Annotated in this window: 15 protein-coding genes and 1 riboswitch; of the genes, 10 read left to right on the forward strand and 5 right to left on the reverse strand. The window is 70.6% G+C overall.

Annotation, left to right across the window (positions count from 1 at the left end; all coding sequences use genetic code 11):
• Window positions 1–59 precede the first annotated feature (59 nt).
• Window positions 60–698 carry a M23 family metallopeptidase gene (locus ACFCV8_RS17610; RefSeq protein WP_376686242.1) on the reverse strand — a complete coding sequence of 213 codons (639 nt, stop codon included), beginning with the start codon at window positions 696–698 and terminating at the stop codon, window positions 60–62.
• A gap of 400 nt (window positions 699–1,098) precedes the next feature.
• Between ACFCV8_RS17610 and rpsB the strand changes: the two genes are divergently transcribed.
• The 9 genes from rpsB (at window position 1,099) to ACFCV8_RS17655 (ending at window position 10,999) form a co-directional block, all read left to right on the forward strand.
• Window positions 1,099–1,992, forward strand: coding sequence for a 30S ribosomal protein S2 (gene rpsB, locus ACFCV8_RS17615; protein WP_376686243.1), 894 nt, complete (start codon window positions 1,099–1,101; stop codon window positions 1,990–1,992).
• A gap of 99 nt (window positions 1,993–2,091) precedes the next feature.
• On the forward strand, window positions 2,092–2,928 hold the full coding sequence (gene tsf / locus ACFCV8_RS17620) for a translation elongation factor Ts (RefSeq protein ID WP_376686244.1): 837 nt from the start codon (window positions 2,092–2,094) through the stop codon (window positions 2,926–2,928).
• A gap of 161 nt (window positions 2,929–3,089) precedes the next feature.
• On the forward strand, window positions 3,090–3,866 hold the full coding sequence (pyrH, locus tag ACFCV8_RS17625) for a UMP kinase (RefSeq protein ID WP_376686245.1): 777 nt from the start codon (window positions 3,090–3,092) through the stop codon (window positions 3,864–3,866).
• A gap of 179 nt (window positions 3,867–4,045) precedes the next feature.
• A complete protein-coding gene (frr, locus tag ACFCV8_RS17630; protein WP_376686246.1) occupies window positions 4,046–4,603 on the forward strand; it encodes a ribosome recycling factor in 558 nt (185 codons plus the stop codon).
• On the forward strand, window positions 4,603–5,658 hold the full coding sequence (locus ACFCV8_RS17635; RefSeq protein ID WP_376686247.1) for a phosphatidate cytidylyltransferase: 1,056 nt from the start codon (window positions 4,603–4,605) through the stop codon (window positions 5,656–5,658). Before frr ends, ACFCV8_RS17635 begins: the two co-directional genes overlap by 1 nt.
• 95 nt (window positions 5,659–5,753) lie before the next feature.
• Entirely contained in the window at window positions 5,754–6,860 is a 1,107-nt protein-coding gene (gene rlmN / locus ACFCV8_RS17640; RefSeq protein WP_376686248.1) for a 23S rRNA (adenine(2503)-C(2))-methyltransferase RlmN, read from the forward strand.
• 88 nt (window positions 6,861–6,948) lie between these two features.
• A riboswitch (TPP riboswitch) is annotated at window positions 6,949–7,065 on the forward strand.
• A gap of 73 nt (window positions 7,066–7,138) precedes the next feature.
• The gene (locus tag ACFCV8_RS17645) at window positions 7,139–8,248 is read left to right on the forward strand and encodes a thiamine ABC transporter substrate binding subunit (RefSeq protein ID WP_376686249.1); all 1,110 of its coding nucleotides are present in this window, start codon (window positions 7,139–7,141) and stop codon (window positions 8,246–8,248) included.
• 89 nt (window positions 8,249–8,337) lie between these two features.
• Entirely contained in the window at window positions 8,338–9,951 is a 1,614-nt protein-coding gene (locus ACFCV8_RS17650; protein WP_376686259.1) for an ABC transporter permease, read from the forward strand.
• 22 nt (window positions 9,952–9,973) lie between these two features.
• Window positions 9,974–10,999 (forward strand): ABC transporter ATP-binding protein, encoded by a 1,026-nt coding sequence (locus ACFCV8_RS17655; protein WP_376686250.1) that lies wholly within the window; start codon window positions 9,974–9,976, stop codon window positions 10,997–10,999.
• 29 nt (window positions 11,000–11,028) lie between these two features.
• Here the strand turns inward: ACFCV8_RS17655 and ACFCV8_RS17660 are convergent, their stop codons facing one another.
• The 4 genes from ACFCV8_RS17660 to ACFCV8_RS17675 form a co-directional block, all read right to left on the reverse strand.
• Entirely contained in the window at window positions 11,029–12,216 is a 1,188-nt protein-coding gene (locus tag ACFCV8_RS17660) for a hypothetical protein (protein WP_376686251.1), read from the reverse strand.
• Window positions 12,198–12,935 (reverse strand): ABC transporter ATP-binding protein, encoded by a 738-nt coding sequence (locus tag ACFCV8_RS17665; protein ID WP_376686252.1) that lies wholly within the window; start codon window positions 12,933–12,935, stop codon window positions 12,198–12,200. The genes ACFCV8_RS17660 and ACFCV8_RS17665 overlap by 19 nt, the downstream gene beginning before the upstream one ends.
• A gap of 218 nt (window positions 12,936–13,153) precedes the next feature.
• On the reverse strand, window positions 13,154–14,533 hold the full coding sequence (locus ACFCV8_RS17670; protein WP_376686253.1) for an aspartate aminotransferase family protein: 1,380 nt from the start codon (window positions 14,531–14,533) through the stop codon (window positions 13,154–13,156).
• Window positions 14,518–15,024, reverse strand: coding sequence for an Lrp/AsnC family transcriptional regulator (locus tag ACFCV8_RS17675; protein WP_376686254.1), 507 nt, complete (start codon window positions 15,022–15,024; stop codon window positions 14,518–14,520). The genes ACFCV8_RS17670 and ACFCV8_RS17675 overlap by 16 nt, the downstream gene beginning before the upstream one ends.
• Window positions 15,025–15,184: 160 nt before the next feature.
• Between ACFCV8_RS17675 and ACFCV8_RS17680 the strand changes: the two genes are divergently transcribed.
• Entirely contained in the window at window positions 15,185–16,624 is a 1,440-nt protein-coding gene (locus ACFCV8_RS17680; RefSeq protein WP_376686255.1) for a gamma-aminobutyraldehyde dehydrogenase, read from the forward strand.
• Window positions 16,625–16,695 lie beyond the last annotated feature (71 nt).

Here is a 16,695-nt window from a genome sequence, read left to right on the forward strand (position 1 = left end):
CAGCGGGGCGCCACGTGCCGAACGCCGGGGGCGGCGAGTCCGTCCCCGGCCCGTCCGCCCTACCGCCCGGATTCGGGTACGCCGAACACCGGGAGCAGCCGGGACGGGCCTCTTCGCAGCAGTTGTGGCGGCAGCAGCGACAGCGGGTCCAGGTAGCCGTCACCGCGCCGCAGCCCCCAGTGCAGGCAGCCCGACACGCAGTGGAACGGCCCCTCCTCCAGTGCGGCCACCACCTGCCCCGCCGCCACCTCGCCTCCCTTGGAGGCCAGCGGGCGCACCGGCTCGTACGTGGTCCGCAGCGGTGGATCGCCGCTGCCGGCCACCTCGACCACCAGCACCCCGCGCCCCGCCACACGCCCGGCGAACGACACCCTTCCCGGAGCGGCGGCGAGTACCCGGACGCCCGGCGGGGCGGCGAGATCGACGCCACGATGGCCGCGCGCGTAGGGACCGGCAGGGGGCTCCCAGCCCCGTACGACAACGGGCCGCCCGGTCAGCGGCCAGCTCCGCCCGTCGTCCGGCCCGGCCCCGGGCGAGGGCTCCGGCGGTCCTCCCGGCCCATGCCCCGGCGCGGCCGAGGGCGCGGGCGGCGGGGCCGCGGAGCGTGCCGGATCGGGGGCGCGCGCCGGTGCGCCTGCCGTGGCGGCCGACGGGCCGCACACCACCGCGAGCACCCCCGCCATCGCGGCCACGAGCATCCGGCGCCCATGCCGGGAGCCCGGCCGGTGCGACCGGGACCGGGACCGGGATCGGCGGAGTTCGGCCCGGAAAGGGCCTGCGGCCGGTGCGGTCAGGGCATTCGGATCATTCGCGCATCGCATGGCAGAACCGTCCCGCGGCCCGCCGATCCGCGGGGATCATGGACCGGATCTGTGGACAACGGACCGGTTGTGGACAGCGGCGTCACCCGGCACCCGAGCCGTCCCGTACACTTCTAACGGCGATCCGGGCCACCGGGTCGACTTCGCACGCCCCGCCACCTCCCTCTTCGCGGATGGTGGCCGCGCTCCTCGGTCCCTTGCGGCACGGCGCGTCGGGGCGTCAGGCGCGACAGCAATCCTGCGGTCGCGACAACCGAGCACCTCAAGGAGTACGGCCATGGCCGTCGTCACGATGCGGGAGCTGCTGGAAAGCGGCGTCCACTTCGGTCACCAGACCCGTCGTTGGAACCCGAAGATGAAGCGCTTCATCTTCACCGAGCGCAACGGCATCTACATCATCGACCTGCTCCAGTCGCTGTCGTACATCGACCGCGCCTACGAGTTCGTCAAGGAGACCGTCGCCCACGGCGGCTCCATCATGTTCGTGGGTACCAAGAAGCAGGCGCAGGAGGCCATCGCCGAGCAGGCGACCCGCGTCGGCATGCCGTACGTCAACCAGCGCTGGCTCGGCGGCATGCTCACCAACTTCTCCACCGTCTACAAGCGCCTTCAGCGTCTGAAGGAGCTCGAGCTCATCGACTTCGAGGACGTGGCCGCCTCCGGCCTCACCAAGAAGGAGCTCCTGGTCCTCTCCCGCGAGAAGGCCAAGCTGGAGAAGACCCTCGGTGGTATCCGCGAGATGCAGAAGGTGCCGAGCGCCGTCTGGATCGTCGACACCAAGAAGGAGCACATCGCCGTCGGTGAGGCGCGCAAGCTCCACATCCCGGTCGTCGCGATCCTCGACACCAACTGCGACCCCGACGAGGTCGACTACAAGATCCCGGGCAACGACGACGCGATCCGCTCCGTCACCCTGCTCACCCGCGTGATCGCCGACGCCGTCGCCGAGGGCCTCATCGCCCGCTCCGGTGCCGCCACCGGTGACTCGAAGCCGGGCGAGAAGGCCGCCGGCGAGCCGCTCGCCGAGTGGGAGCGCGACCTGCTCGAGGGCGACAAGAAGGCCGACGCCGAGGTGCAGCCCTCCGCCGAGACCGAGAAGGCCGCCGAGACCGAGACGGCCGCCGAGGCTGAGAAGACCGAGGCTCCGGCCGCGGACGCCGAGCAGGCCTGACACCCGTCACGGCTGATGACGGCGGGGGCAGGTGCCACAAGCACCGCCCCCGCCGTCCACCCGTAGATCTTTCAGACTTCGAGAGAGAAACACAGACTCATGGCGAACTACACCGCCGCTGACGTCAAGAAGCTCCGCGAGCTGACCGGCGCCGGCATGATGGACTGCAAGAAGGCGCTCGACGAGGCCGACGGCAACGTCGACAAGGCCGTCGAGGCGCTCCGTATCAAGGGCCAGAAGGGCGTCGCCAAGCGCGAGGGCCGCTCTGCCGAGAACGGTGCCGTCGTCTCCGTCATCTCCGACGACCAGGCGTCCGGTGTTCTGCTGGAGCTGAAGTGCGAGACGGACTTCGTCGCCAAGGGTGAGAAGTTCCAGAGCGTCGCGAACACCCTCGCCGCGCACGTCGCCGCCACCTCCCCGGCCGACCTCGAGGCGCTGCTCGCGTCCGAGATCGAGGCCGGCAAGACCGTCCAGGCGTACGTCGACGAGGCCAACGCCAACCTCGGCGAGAAGATCGTCCTGGACCGCTTCGCGCAGTTCTCCGGTGCGTACGTCTCCGCGTACATGCACCGCACCATGCCCGACCTGCCGCCGCAGATCGGTGTTCTGGTCGAGCTGGACAAGGCCGACGCCGACCTGGCCAAGGGCATTGCGCAGCACATCGCCGCGTTCGCCCCGAAGTACCTGTCCCGCGAGGACGTCCCGGCCGAGGTCGTCGAGGCCGAGCGTCGCGTCGCCGAGGAGACCACGCGCGCCGAGGGCAAGCCCGAGGCCGCGCTCCCGAAGATCGTCGAGGGTCGCGTCAACGGCTTCTTCAAGGAGGCCACCCTCCTCGGCCAGCCCTACGCGCTGGACAACAAGAAGTCCGTTCAGAAGGTCCTGGACGAGGCCGGTGTCACCCTGAAGCGCTTCACGCGCATCAAGGTCGGCATCTGAGTCCGTCCGTGAACAACGCTGGACCCCGCGATAGGGTCTAGTGCAGTCGTCGGCCGCACTCATGCCGCACGACCGCAGATCTGACGAGGAGGCCATTGCCGCTGAGGGACACCAGACCCACCGGCAATGGCCTTCTTCGTATGTGCACGAGGAGAATCTCCATGAACAAGGGCGCGGACGCCGCCACAGGTGACCACAAGCGCGAGGACGGCAAGGTGGCAGGGCGCTTCATGCTGAAGCTGTCCGGAGAGGCATTCGCCGGCGGCGGGGGTCTCGGTGTCGACCCCGACGTCGTACACGCCATCGCCCGCGAAATCGCGGCGGTCGTCCGTGACGGCGCGGAAATCGCGGTCGTCATCGGCGGCGGCAACTTCTTCCGCGGTGCCGAGCTCCAGCAGCGCGGCATGGACCGGGCCCGTTCCGACTACATGGGCATGCTCGGCACGGTCATGAACTGCCTGGCCCTCCAGGACTTCCTGGAGAAGGAGGGCATCGACTCCCGCGTCCAGACCGCCATCACCATGGGGCAGGTCGCGGAGCCGTACATCCCGCTGCGTGCCGTGCGCCACCTGGAGAAGGGTCGCGTCGTCATCTTCGGCGCGGGCATGGGCATGCCGTACTTCTCCACCGACACCACTGCCGCCCAGCGCGCCCTGGAGATCGACGCAGAGGCACTTCTGATGGGCAAGAACGGGGTGGACGGGGTCTACGACTCCGACCCGAAGAGCAACCCCGACGCGGTGAAGTTCGACGCGCTCGAGTACAGCGAGGTTCTCGCCCGCGATCTCAAGGTCGCCGACGCCACCGCCATCACGCTCTGCCGCGACAACGAACTGCCGATCCTCGTCTTCGAGCTGACCGCCACCGGCAATATCGCCCGCGCGGTCAAGGGTGAGAAGATCGGCACACTCGTGAGTGACCGGAGCACCCGGGTCTGACGACCGGGGCACCTCCCCGGTGTACGACGGGGAGGTGCGGGCCGCCCGGGCATCCGCCGGGACCGGCCCGAAGGATGGACAACGGCCTGCCGGTCGGACACCGTGCAGGTGAGGACGCGACGCAGGACCCGCCCGGGCCCGAGCACGACGGGCCCACTCAAGACACGCAGGAGCACGTGGTGATCGAAGAAACCCTCCTCGAGGCCGAGGAGAAGATGGAGAAGGCCGTCGTCGTCGCGAAAGAGGACTTCGCCGCGATCCGTACCGGCCGCGCGCACCCGGCGATGTTCAACAAGATCGTCGCCGACTACTACGGCGCGCTGACCCCGATCAACCAGCTGGCCTCGTTCTCGGTGCCCGAGCCGCGCATGGCCGTCGTGACGCCCTTCGACAAGAGCGCGCTGCGCAACATCGAGCAGGCCATCCGCGACTCGGACCTTGGTGTCAACCCGAGCAACGACGGCAACATCATCCGGGTGACCTTCCCGGAGCTCACCGAGGAGCGCCGCCGCGACTACATCAAGGTCGCCAAGGGCAAGGCCGAGGACTCCAAGATCTCCATCCGCGCGGTGCGCCGCAAGGCCAAGGAGATCCTCGACAAGCTGGTCAAGGACAAGGAGTCGGGCGAGGACGAGGTTCGTCGCGCCGAGAAGGAGCTCGACGACACCACCGCGAAGTACGTCGCGCAGGTCGACGAGCTGCTGAAGCACAAGGAAGCCGAGCTGCTCGAAGTCTGATGAACGACTCTTCCTGGGGCGCCCCGCAGGGAGCCGGTCACTGGGGCGCGCCCGAGATGCGGGCCGCTCCGGCGGGTCCTGCTTACGATGTGCGTGTGCCGGACGTTCCCGACGCAGGTAGAGACGCTGACGACCGTGATGACCGGGACCAGGGGGCCGGACGCCTGAGCGGCGGCCCCCTGTTCCGTGACGAGATCCCGCAGGAGCCCATGTCCACCGCGCCGCCGCCCCCGCAGAAGAAACGTGCGGGCCGTGATCTGCGAGCTGCCATAGGGGTCGGTGTGGGGCTCGGCGCCGTCATCGTCGCCTCGCTCTTCATCGTGAAGGCCGTCTTCGTCGCCGTCATCGTCCTCGCCGTCGTAGTGGGCCTGTGGGAACTGACCTCCCGGCTCCAGGAGCGCAAGGGCATCAAGGCGCCGCTGATCCCGCTCGCGGTGGGCGGCGCGGCGATGGTGGTGGCCGGTTACGCGTGGGGCGCCGAAGGTGCCTGGATCGCGACGGCGCTGACCGCGCTGGCGGTGCTGGTCTGGCGGATGGCCCAGCCGCCGGAGGACTACCTCAGGGACGTCACGGCCGGGGTGTTCGCGGCGTTCTACGTGCCGTTCCTCGCCACTTTCGTCGCCATGCTCCTGACAGCCGATGACGGACCGCAGCGGGTGCTCACCTTCCTGCTGCTGACCGTGGTCAGCGACACGGGCGCGTACGCCGTCGGCTGGCGGTTCGGGAAGAACAAGCTCGCGCCGCGCATCAGCCCCGGAAAGACCCGGGAGGGCCTGTTCGGAGCCGTCGCCTTCGCGATGGTCGCCGGTGCGCTGTGCATGCAGTTCCTGATCGACGGCGGTTCCTGGTGGCAGGGACTCCTGCTCGGGCTCGCGGTCGCGGCCAGCGCCACCCTCGGCGACCTGGGCGAATCGATGATCAAGCGGGATCTCGGGATCAAGGACATGGGCACGCTGCTGCCGGGGCACGGCGGCATCATGGACCGGCTCGACTCGCTGCTGCCGACCGCTCCGGTGGTCTGGCTGCTGCTGGTGCTGTTCGTTGGCTCCGGCTGATCTCCACCCCCGCTGACCTGCGATTTCCTCGGTGAGGGCCCGCTGTCCACAGGACGGCGGGCCCTCACCGTTCTGTCTGCGACACTGGAAGAACCATGCCTAAGCCCGGAGAACTCACTTTCGTCGCGCCCCGCGGAGCCAAGAAGCCGCCGCGGCACCTCGCCGACCTCACGCCCGCCGAGCGCAAGGAGGCCGTCGCCGCGATCGGCGAGAAGCCGTTCCGCGCCCAGCAGCTCTCGCAGCACTACTTCGCGCGGTACACGCACGACCCGGCCGAGTGGACCAACATCCCCGCCGGGTCGCGGGACAAGCTCGCCGAGGCGATGTTCCCCGACCTGATGTCGGTGGTCCGCCACATCAGCTGTGACGACGACACCACCCGCAAGACGCTCTGGAAGCTGCACGACGGGACGCTCGTGGAGTCCGTCCTGATGCGCTACCCGGAGCGGGTGACGATGTGCATCTCCTCGCAGGCGGGCTGCGGGATGAACTGCCCGTTCTGTGCGACCGGGCAGGCCGGGCTGGACCGCAATCTGTCCACCGCCGAGATCGTCCACCAGATCGTCGACGGCATGCGGGCGCTGCGGGACGGGGAGGTTCCCGGCGGTCCGGCCAGGCTCTCCAACATCGTCTTCATGGGCATGGGCGAGCCGCTCGCCAACTACAACCGGGTGGTCGGCGCGATCCGTCGGCTGACCGATCCCGAGCCGGACGGACTGGGGCTCTCCCAGCGCGGGATCACCGTCTCCACCGTGGGCCTGGTGCCCGCGATGCTCCGGTTCGCCGACGAGGGCTTCAAATGCCGGCTCGCCGTCTCGCTGCACGCGCCGGACGACGAACTGCGCGACACCCTCGTCCCGGTCAACACCCGCTGGAAGGTGGCGGAGGTGCTGGACGCCGCCTGGGAGTACGCGGAGAAGTCCGGCCGCCGGATCTCCATCGAGTACGCCCTGATCCGCGACATCAACGACCAGGCGTGGCGCGGCGACCGGCTCGGCCGGCTGCTCAAGGGCAAGCGCGTGCACGTCAACCTGATTCCGCTGAATCCCACGCCCGGCTCCAAGTGGACCGCCTCGCGGCCCGAGGACGAGAAGGCCTTCGTCGAGGCGATCGCGGCCCACGGCGTCCCGGTGACCGTGCGCGACACCCGCGGCCAGGAGATCGACGGGGCCTGCGGGCAGCTGGCCGCGGCCGAGCGCTGAGCGCCTTCGGGCCGTGTCCGGGCCGATCGGGCGGACACGGCCGGAGCGGCGGGAACGGCCCGTGTAACCTGGGCCCGCAATCAACTTCATATTCCGACAGGGGAGCGCCACAGCGCTGAGAGTGCGGCACCGAGGACAGGTCGGCCGCAGACCCTCTGAACCTCGCCCGGGTCATTCCGGGTAGGAAGTTCGGTCATCAACTCATGCTGTTGCGCCCTGCCCGCTTCCCGCGGGCGGGGCCGCGTCTCTTCCTGGCCAAAACCCAGGAGGAATCCACAATGAGCACCACCCGCAGCACCAGACAGCTCGCGGCATCGGCCCTCGCCGCCGCGCTCGGCGTCACCGTACTCGCCGGATGCGGAAGCTCCGACGATTCGGCCACGGGCTCCGGCGGCACCAAGGGTTCCGGCTCCAAGACCGTGACCCTGGTCAGCCACGACTCCTTCAACGCCTCCAAGGAGGTCCTGAAGGAGTTCACGGAGGAGACCGGCTACACCGTCAAGGTACTGAAGAGCGGCGACGCGGGCGTCGCGCTCAATCAGGAGATCCTGACCAAGGGCTCGCCCCGGGGCGACGTCTTCTTCGGTGTCGACAACACCCTGCTCTCCCGCGCCCTCGACAGCGGGCTCTTCACCCCGTACGAGGCCAAGGGCGTGGACCGGGTCGCGAAGGAAACCCTGCTCGACGCCGAGCACCGGGTCACTCCGGTCGACACCGGTGACATCTGCGTCAACTACGACAAGAAGTACTTCGCCGACAAGAAGCTCGCACCGCCGAGCACCTTCGAGGACCTGGCGAAGCCCGCGTACAAGGACCTGCTGGTCACCGAGAACGCCGGGACCTCCTCGCCCGGCCTCGGCTTCCTGCTCGGCACGGTCGCCGCCTACGGGGAGAACGGCTACCAGGACTACTGGAAGAAGCTGAAGGCCAACGGCGTCAAGGTCGTCGACGGCTGGGAGCAGGCGTACAACGAGGAGTTCTCCGGTTCGGCGGGAGGCAAGAAGGCCAAGGCCGACCGGCCGCTCGTCGTCTCGTACGCCTCCAGCCCGCCCGTCGAGGTGCTGTACGCGAAGCCGCAGCCGGCCGAGGCCCCCACCGGGGTGGCCACCGGGACCTGCTTCCGCCAGATCGAGTTCGCCGGGCTGCTGGACGGGGCGGCGAACGAGAAGGGCGGCAAGGCCCTGCTGGACTTCCTGATCAGCAAGAAGTTCCAGGAGGACATGCCGCTCAACATGTTCGTGAACCCGGTCACCGGCGACGCGAAGCTGCCGCAGCTGTTCACCGAGTTCGGCGCCACGGTGGACCGGCCGAAGACCGTCGCCCCCGACCTGATCGCCAAGAACCGTGAGCAGTGGGTCCAGTCGTGGTCCTCGCTCGTCGTGAAGTAACGAAGACCGCGGGACACGGGCCGGGCGGCAGCGGTACGCGCCCGGCCCGCGGCCCCGCGCTGCGGCAGGGCGCGACGCGGTTCGGCCTGATGGCCGTGCCCGTCGCGTTCTTCGCGCTGTTCTTCGCCTACCCGGTCGCCGCGATCGTCGGCCGGGGCCTGAAGGCGGACGGCGTCTGGCAGTTCGGACGGCTCGGCGAGGTGCTGGCCCGGCCGGACATCCGCGAGGTCCTCTGGTTCACCTGCTGGCAGGCGCTCGCCTCGACCGCGCTGACCCTGCTGATCGCGCTGCCCGGCGCCTATGTCTTCGCCCGCTTCGACTTCCCCGGCAAACAACTGCTGCGGGCCGTCGTCACCGTGCCGTTCGTGCTGCCGACCGTGGTGGCGGGGACCGCCTTCCTGGCCCTGCTGGGACGCGGCGGATTCCTCGACGAACTCTGGGGCGTACGGCTCGACACCACCGTCTGGGCGATCCTGCTCGCCCATGTCTTCTTCAACTACGCGGTGGTCGTCCGCACGGTCGGCGGGCTGTGGGCCCAGCTCGACCCCCGGCAGGAGGAGGCCGCCAGGGTGCTGGGCGCCGGACGGTTCGCCGCCTGGCGGCGGGTCACCCTCCCGGCGCTCGCCCCCGCGGTGGCCGCCGCCGCGCTGATGGTCTTCCTCTTCACCTTCACCTCCTTCGGGGTCGTGCAGATCCTCGGCGGCCCCGGCTTCGCCACGCTGGAGGTGGAGATCTACCGGCAGACCGCGCAGCTGCTCGCCCTGCCGACCGCCGCCGTGCTGACCCTGGTGCAGTTCGCCGCGGTCGGCGCGATCCTCGCCGTGCACGCGTGGACCGTACGGCGCAGGGAGACCGCGCTGCGGCTGGTCGACCCGGCGCGCACGGCGCACGGGCCGCGCGGCGCCGGCCAGTGGGCGCTGCTGGGCGGGGTGCTGCTGACCGTGCTGCTGCTGATCCTGCTGCCGCTCGGGGTGCTCGTGGAGCGCTCCGTGAACACCGGGGACGGCCATGGGCTCGACTACTACCGGGCGCTGGGCTCGGCGGACGCGAGCGGCGGCACGTTCCTGGTCGCGCCGCTCGAAGCGGTCGCCAACTCCCTCGAGTACGCGCTGGTCGCCACGCTCATCGCGCTGGTGATCGGCGGACTCGCCGCCGCCGCGCTGACCCGGCGGGCGGGCCGGCTGGCCCGCGGCTTCGACGCGCTGCTGATGCTGCCGCTCGGGGTGTCCGCGGTCACGGTCGGCTTCGGCTTCCTGATCACCCTGGACAAGCCTCCGCTGGATCTGCGTACCTCCTGGATCCTGGTGCCGCTCGCCCAGGCGCTGGTCGGGGTGCCCTTCGTCGTACGGACCATGCTGCCGGTGCTGCGCGCCGTGGACGGGCGGCTGCGGGAGGCGGCGGCGGTGCTCGGGGCCTCGCCGCTGCGGGCCTGGCGGGAGGTGGACCTGCCGCTGGTGCGGCGGGCGCTGCTGGTCGCGGCCGGTTTCGCCTTCGCCGTCTCGCTCGGCGAGTTCGGGGCGACGGTGTTCATCGCACGGCCCGACCGTCCGACGCTGCCGGTCGCCGTGGCCCGGCTGCTGGGGCGGGCCGGGGAGCTGAACTACGGCCAGGCGATGGCGCTCAGCACCATCCTGATGGTGGTCTGCGCCGTCTCACTGCTGCTGCTCGAACGGATCCGCACGGACCGGACCGGGGAGTTCTAGAGATGTCCGGGGAGTTCTGGAAATGCTGACACTGGAATCGGCCACCGTCCGCTTCGGCGAGCGGGCGGCACTGGACGCGGTGGACCTGGCGGTCGCCGAGCACGAGATCGTCACCGTGCTCGGACCGAGCGGAAGCGGCAAGTCCACCCTGCTGCGGGTGGTTGCCGGACTCCAGCCCACGGACGGCGGCCGGGTCCTGCTGGACGGTACGGACCAGGCCGGGGTGCCGGTGCACCGCCGCGGCCTCGGCCTGATGTTCCAGGACCATCAGCTCTTCCCGCACCGCGACGTCGGCGCCAACGTCGCCTTCGGCCTGCGGATGCGCGGGGTCTCCCGCCGCGACCAGGAACGCCGGGTCGGCGAACTCCTCGATCTGGTGGGCCTGCCCGGGGCCGAGCGGCGCGCGGTCGCCACGCTCTCCGGCGGCGAGCAGCAGCGCGTCGCGCTCGCCCGGGCCCTCGCGCCGAGCCCCAAGCTGCTGATGCTGGACGAGCCGCTGGGCCAGCTCGACCGGGGGCTGCGCGAGCGGCTCGTCGTCGAACTGCGCGCGCTCTTCCGGAAGCTGGGTACAACGGTGCTCGCCGTCACGCACGACCAGGGCGAGGCGTTCGCGCTGTCCGACCGGATGGTGGTGATGAGCGAGGGCCGGATAGCCCAGGTCGGCACCGGGCTGGAGATGTGGCGGCGGCCGGCCTCCGCCTTCGTCGCCCGCTTCCTCGGCTTCGACAACGTGGTCGGGGCGACGGTGACCGGTGGGGTCGCCGACACGGTGTGGGGCAAGGTGCCGGTGCCGGAGGGCTCGGCGCAGGGGGCCTGTGAGCTGCTGGTACGGCCGGCCGGGGTCCGGATCGGCGGACCGGGGCAGGGGCTGCGCTGCGTGGCCGGGGGGCGGACCTTCCGGGGCAGCCGGGTCATGGTGCGGCTGATGCCGCCGAGCGGCCCGGAGCTGGAGGCGGAGTGCGCGCCCCGGGACGCCCCCGAGGAGGGAGCGGCGGTCGGGGTCGGCTTCGACGCGGCGGAGGTCGTCGTCCTGCCGCCCGCCCGCTGATCCGGCCCGCCGGGCCGTGCGGGGCGGGCTCAGGCCGCCAGCGGCAGGGCGGCCAGCTCCGCGACCAGCCAGGTCAGCGGGGCGAAGACCAGGAGCAGAGCGGTGGCGCGCAGCACGGTCGCGGCCCGCAGCGCCGACGCGGGGGCCCCGAGCCGCAGCAGCGCACGCGCCGTGCGCGCCCGGTCCTGCCTGGCCTCCAGGGCCGAGGTCAGCAGCGTCGCCGTCGTACAGCCGAGCACCAGCACCCCGCCCAGTGCCGTCAGCGGGCCGAGCGGGTGCGCCCCGGCCCCGTACAGCGCGTATCCGGCGACCGTGGCGGCGAGCACCGCGCACACCACGCCGAGCGGCCGGCCGATCCGGCGTGCCTCGTCCATCAGCACCCGGCCCGCGAGCAGGCGTACGGCGCCGGGGCGCACCGCCTGGAGCAGCCGGCCGCACAGATGGGCCAGGCCCGGTCCCGCCATGGCCAGCCCGACCGCCGCCAGCGTCCACCCCGCCAGCACCCCGGCGGGGGTGGCCTCGAGGCGGCCGGGCAGCGGGAGCAGGCTGCGCCCGCCGCTGCGGCTCATGTACGCCTCGACGGCGAGACCGAGCGCGGCCAGTGCCACGCCCCACGGCAGCCCCGTCGGGGGCGCCGCCGGAGCGGACGGTTCTGGTTCGGTCAGTACGTCCGGGTCGGCGGCCTCCGGGACGGCCGGTGCCGGGGTCCGCTCGGCGCGCAGCGCGTACGCGCTCAGTCCGGCCGCGGTCACCGGGACCAGGGCCAGCAGCATCAGCGCGGCGGCGAGCGGCAGCGGGGCACCGGCGCCGAGCAGCCCGGCGGCCGCACCGTCGAACGGCAGCCCGGACAGATCGCCGCGCAGATGCAGGAAGAGCAGCAGCGCCACCGTGGAACCGAGGGTGCAGGAGACGGCGGTGGAGACCGCGCCGAGGACGGCGAGCCGGGCCGGGCCGAGGCCCACGGCGGAGAGCCCGGTCCGGGGCCGGGTGCTCGGGTCCGTACGGGCCACCGCGACGGCGAACTGCACGGTGGCGGCGAGCGGCACCAGGCACCACAGCAGGCGTGGCACCGCCGCACCGGCGTGCGCCGGGTGCGCGGCGGCGTTGCTCAGCGCGCACAGCAGCAGGAAGCCGACCCCGGCGGAGGCGGCGGCGACCAGCAGGCGCCGCAGCAGGACCAGCGGATGGGAGCCCCGGGCTAGACGGAGAGCGAGCACGCCGACCGGCCTTCGGTGTCGGATGTGGCGGGCAGGGCGACGGTGGCGACGCGGCGGCCGTCCAGCAGTGGGACGGTGCGGTCGGCGAGGGCGGCGATCTCCGCGTCGTGGGTGGCCAGCACGATCGTGATGCCGTGCGAGCGGGCCGCGCTGGTGAGGGTGCGCAAGACGTGGGTGCGGTCGTCGCGGTGCAGGGTCGCGGTGGGCTCGTCGGCGAAGATCACGGTGGGGGCGCCGGCCAGGGCGCGGGCCACGGCGATCCGCTGGCGCTGTCCCTGGAGCAGGGTGTGCGGCCGCTGCCGGGCGCAGCCGCCGATGTCGAGGCGCTCCAGCCACTCCAGGGCGGACTTCTTGGCCTCGCGGCGCGGGGTACCGCGCAGCAGCAGCGGGAGGGCGGTGTTCTCCCAGGTGTTCAGCTCGGGCACCAGCTGGGGTTCGGGGGCGATCCAGCCGAACCGGTCACGGCGCAGCCGTTCACGCAGCCGGGGACCCATGGTGTGGACGGGCACGCTGTTGAACCACACCTCACCCTGTTCGGGCACCAGCTGACCGGACAGACAGTGCAGCAGGGTGGTCTTTCCGCAGCCCCGTGGGCCGGTCACGGCGAGGATCTCGCCGTCGCGGACCCCTACGGAGACGCCGCCGAGGGCAGGCGATCCGTTGTGGGAGTGGTGCAGGGAACGCGCCCAGATCACATCGTTGTCCGGCGGGGCCACCATGGCGTACACCTCGGTTCAGATCGAAATTCCCGTCCCTCGTACGGGGGAACGAAAACAAGGCCGATCGGTCACCGGCACGTTAAGGATTCGAACCGCGGTGAGCACACAGCACAGGCCCGGACGCGTCCCTTCCCACTCGATCGGACGCATCCGGGCCTTGCGGACCGTGCGGGGCGACGGCCGTCCGATCCGTGGTCGGGCGGCCGTCGCGGGGCCGGCTACAGCTTGGTCCACGCCTCCGTGAGGACCTTGCGCAGGATGCCCTCGATCTCGTCGAACGTCGACTGGTCGGAGATCAGCGGCGGCGCGAGCTGGACGACCGGGTCGCCACGGTCGTCGGCCCGGCAGTACAGACCGTTCTCGTACAGCGCCTTGGAGAGGAAGCCGTACAGGACGCGCTCGGTCTCCTCGTCGGTGAAGGTCTCCTTGGTGGCCTTGTCCTTCACCAGCTCGATGCCGTAGAAGAAGCCGTTGCCGCGGACGTCGCCGACGATCGGCAGGTCGAGGAGCTTCTGCAGCGTCGTGAAGAAGGCGTTCTCGTTGTCCAGCACGTGCTGGTTGAGGCCCTCGCGCTCGAAGATGTCGAGGTTGGCAAGGCCGACCGCCGCGGAGACCGGGTGGCCACCGAAGGTGTAGCCGTGCAGGAAGGTGTTGCCACCCTCGTAGAACGGCGCGGCGACGCGGTCCGAGACGATGCAGGCACCGATGGGGGAGTAGCCCGAGGTCATGCCCTTGGCGCAGGTGATCATGTCCGGCACGTAGCCGAACTTGTCACAGGCGAACATCGTGCCGAGGCGGCCGAAGGCGCAGATGACCTCGTCGGAGACGAGCAGTACGTCGTACTTGTCGCAGATCTCGCGGACCCGCTGGAAGTATCCGGGCGGCGGCGGGAAGCAGCCACCGGCGTTCTGCACCGGCTCCAGGAAGACCGCGGCGACGGTCTCCGGGCCCTCGAAGAGGATCTCCTGCTCGATCTGGTCGGCGGCCCAGCGGCCGAAGGCCTCGGGGTCGTCGCCGTGGATCGGGGCGCGGTAGATGTTGGTGTTCGGCACCTTGTGGGCACCGGGGACCAGCGGCTCGAAGGGGGCCTTCAGGGCCGGCAGGCCGGTGATGGACAGGGCGCCCTGCGGGGTGCCGTGGTAGGCGACCGCGCGGGAGATGACCTTGTACTTGGTCGGCTTGCCCTGGAGCTTGAAGTACTGCTTGGCCAGCTTCCAGGCCGTCTCCACGGCCTCGCCGCCACCGGTGGTGAAGAAGACCTTGTTGAGGTCGCCCGGCGCGTAGTCGGCCAGACGCTCGGCCAGCTCGACGGCCTTCGGGTGGGCGTAGGACCACACCGGGAAGAAGGCCAGCTCCTGGCCCTGCTTGTACGCCGTCTCGGCGAGCTCGTGACGGCCGTGACCGGCGTTGACCACGAACAGGCCGGACAGGCCGTCCAGGTAGCGCTTGCCCTGGTCGTCGTAGATGTAGGTGCCCTCACCACGGACGATGGTGGGAACGGGCGCGGTCTCGTAGTCCGACATGCGGGTGAAGTGCATCCACAGGTGGTCGTACGCGGTTCGGCTGAGGTCCTTGCTCACGGCTATCGGGTTCCCCACATATAGGTCTGCTTCTTGAGCTTCAGGTAAACAAAGCTCTCGGTGGAGCGCACACCGGGGAGGGCCCGGATGCGTTTGTTGATCGTGTCCAGCAGGTGGTCGTCGTCCTCGCAGACGATCTCCACCATCAGGTCGAAGGAGCCCGCGGTCATCACCACGTACTCGCACTCGGCCATGGCCGAGAGTGCCTCGGCGACGGGGTCGAGGTCGCCCTCGACATTGATGCCGACCATCGCCTGCCGCCGGAACCCCACGGTGAGGGGATCGGTGACGGCGACGATCTGCATCACGCCCTGATCCAGCAGCTTCTGGACGCGCTGCCGCACGGCTGCCTCGGAAAGGCCGACGGCCTTGCCGATGGCGGCGTACGGACGGCGCCCGTCCTCCTGGAGCTGCTCGATGATTGCGAGAGAGACGGCATCGACCGTTGGTGACGATCCGTTCCCGGTCCTGGAGTCTGCGCTGCGACTGGCCACGCATCCACTGTGCACGGGACTCGTCTGTCTGGCAACCCCAGATCGATGAAATCCGTTGTTTGGGGGTCCACATCTCACTGAATCCGAAGTTCACGGCGGGTGGGCATGTCGAAAGCGACACCCGAACGACTACGCTGGGCTTCTCACCCATTGACGTGTGACAGGAGGGGTGGTTGTGACCACCGAGGTGCGCCGTCTGCGCAACTACATCAACGGAGAATTCCGCGACGCCGCTGACGGGCGGACCATCGACGTGGTCAACCCGGTGACGGAAGAGGTCTACGCGACCTCGCCGCTCTCCGGCCAGGCCGATGTCGACGCCGCGATGGACGCCGCCGCGGCCGCTTTCCCCGCCTGGCGCGACGCCACGCCCGCCGAGCGTCAGAAGGCCCTGCTGAAGATCGCGGACGCCTTCGAGGAGCGCGCCGAGGACCTGGTCGCCGCCGAGTCGGAGAACACCGGCAAGCCGATCGAGCTCACCCGCGTCGAAGAGGTCCCCCCGATGGTGGACCAGATCCGCTTCTTCGCGGGTGCCGCGCGGCTCCTCGAAGGCCGCTCGGCCGGTGAGTACATGGAGGGCCTGACCTCCATCGTCCGGCGCGAGCCGGTCGGTGTCTGCGCGCAGGTCGCGCCGTGGAACTACCCGATGATGATGGCCGTGTGGAAGTTCGCCCCGGCGCTCGCCGCGGGCAACACCGTCGTCATCAAGCCGTCCGACACCACCCCGGCGTCGACGGTGCTGATCGCCGAGATCATCGGCCAGATCCTGCCCAAGGGCGTCTTCAACGTCATCTGCGGCGACCGGGACACCGGCCGCGCGATGGTCGAGCACCGGACTCCGGCGATGGCCTCCATCACCGGCTCGGTACGGGCGGGCATGCAGGTCGCCGAGTCCGCCGCCAAGGACGTCAAGCGGGTCCACCTGGAGCTCGGCGGCAAGGCGCCGGTCGTCGTGTTCGAGGACGCCGACATCGCCACGGCCGTCGAGGGCATCGCCGGCGCGGGCTACTTCAACGCGGGTCAGGACTGCACCGCCGCGACCCGGGTCCTGGTCCACGAGTCCATCCACGACGAGTTCGTCGCGGAGCTCGCCAAGGCCGCCGCCGACACCAAGACCGGACTGCCGGACGACGAGGACGTGGCCTACGGGCCGCTCAACAACGCCAACCAGCTGAAGCAGGTCAGCGGCTTCATCGAGCGGCTGCCGGCCCACGCCAAGGTCGAGGCGGGCGGTCACCGGGTCGGCGAGAAGGGCTACTTCTACGCCGCGACGGTCGTCTCCGGCCTCAAGCAGGACGACGAGATCATCCAGAACGAGGTCTTCGGCCCGGTCATCACCGTCCAGAAGTTCACGGACGAGGCCCAGGCCGTGGAGTACGCCAACGGCGTCGAGTACGCCCTGGCCTCCTCGGTGTGGACCAAGGACCACGCCCGCGCCATGCGGATGTCCAAGAACCTCGACTTCGGCTGCGTGTGGATCAACACCCACATCCCGCTCGTCGCCGAGATGCCGCACGGCGGCTTCAAGAAGTCCGGCTACGGCAAGGACCTCTCCGCCTACGGCTTCGAGGACTACACCCGCATCAAGCACGTCATGACCTCGCTCGACGGCTGACGAGCGGACAGCCGGCGAACCCCGTCGGCAAGCAGGCAAGCAGGTCACGGCCCCGGGCACCCGCCCGGGGC

The sequence above is a fragment of the Streptomyces sp. NPDC056347 genome, assembly GCF_042262625.1.
Lineage (GTDB): Bacteria > Actinomycetota > Actinomycetes > Streptomycetales > Streptomycetaceae > Streptomyces.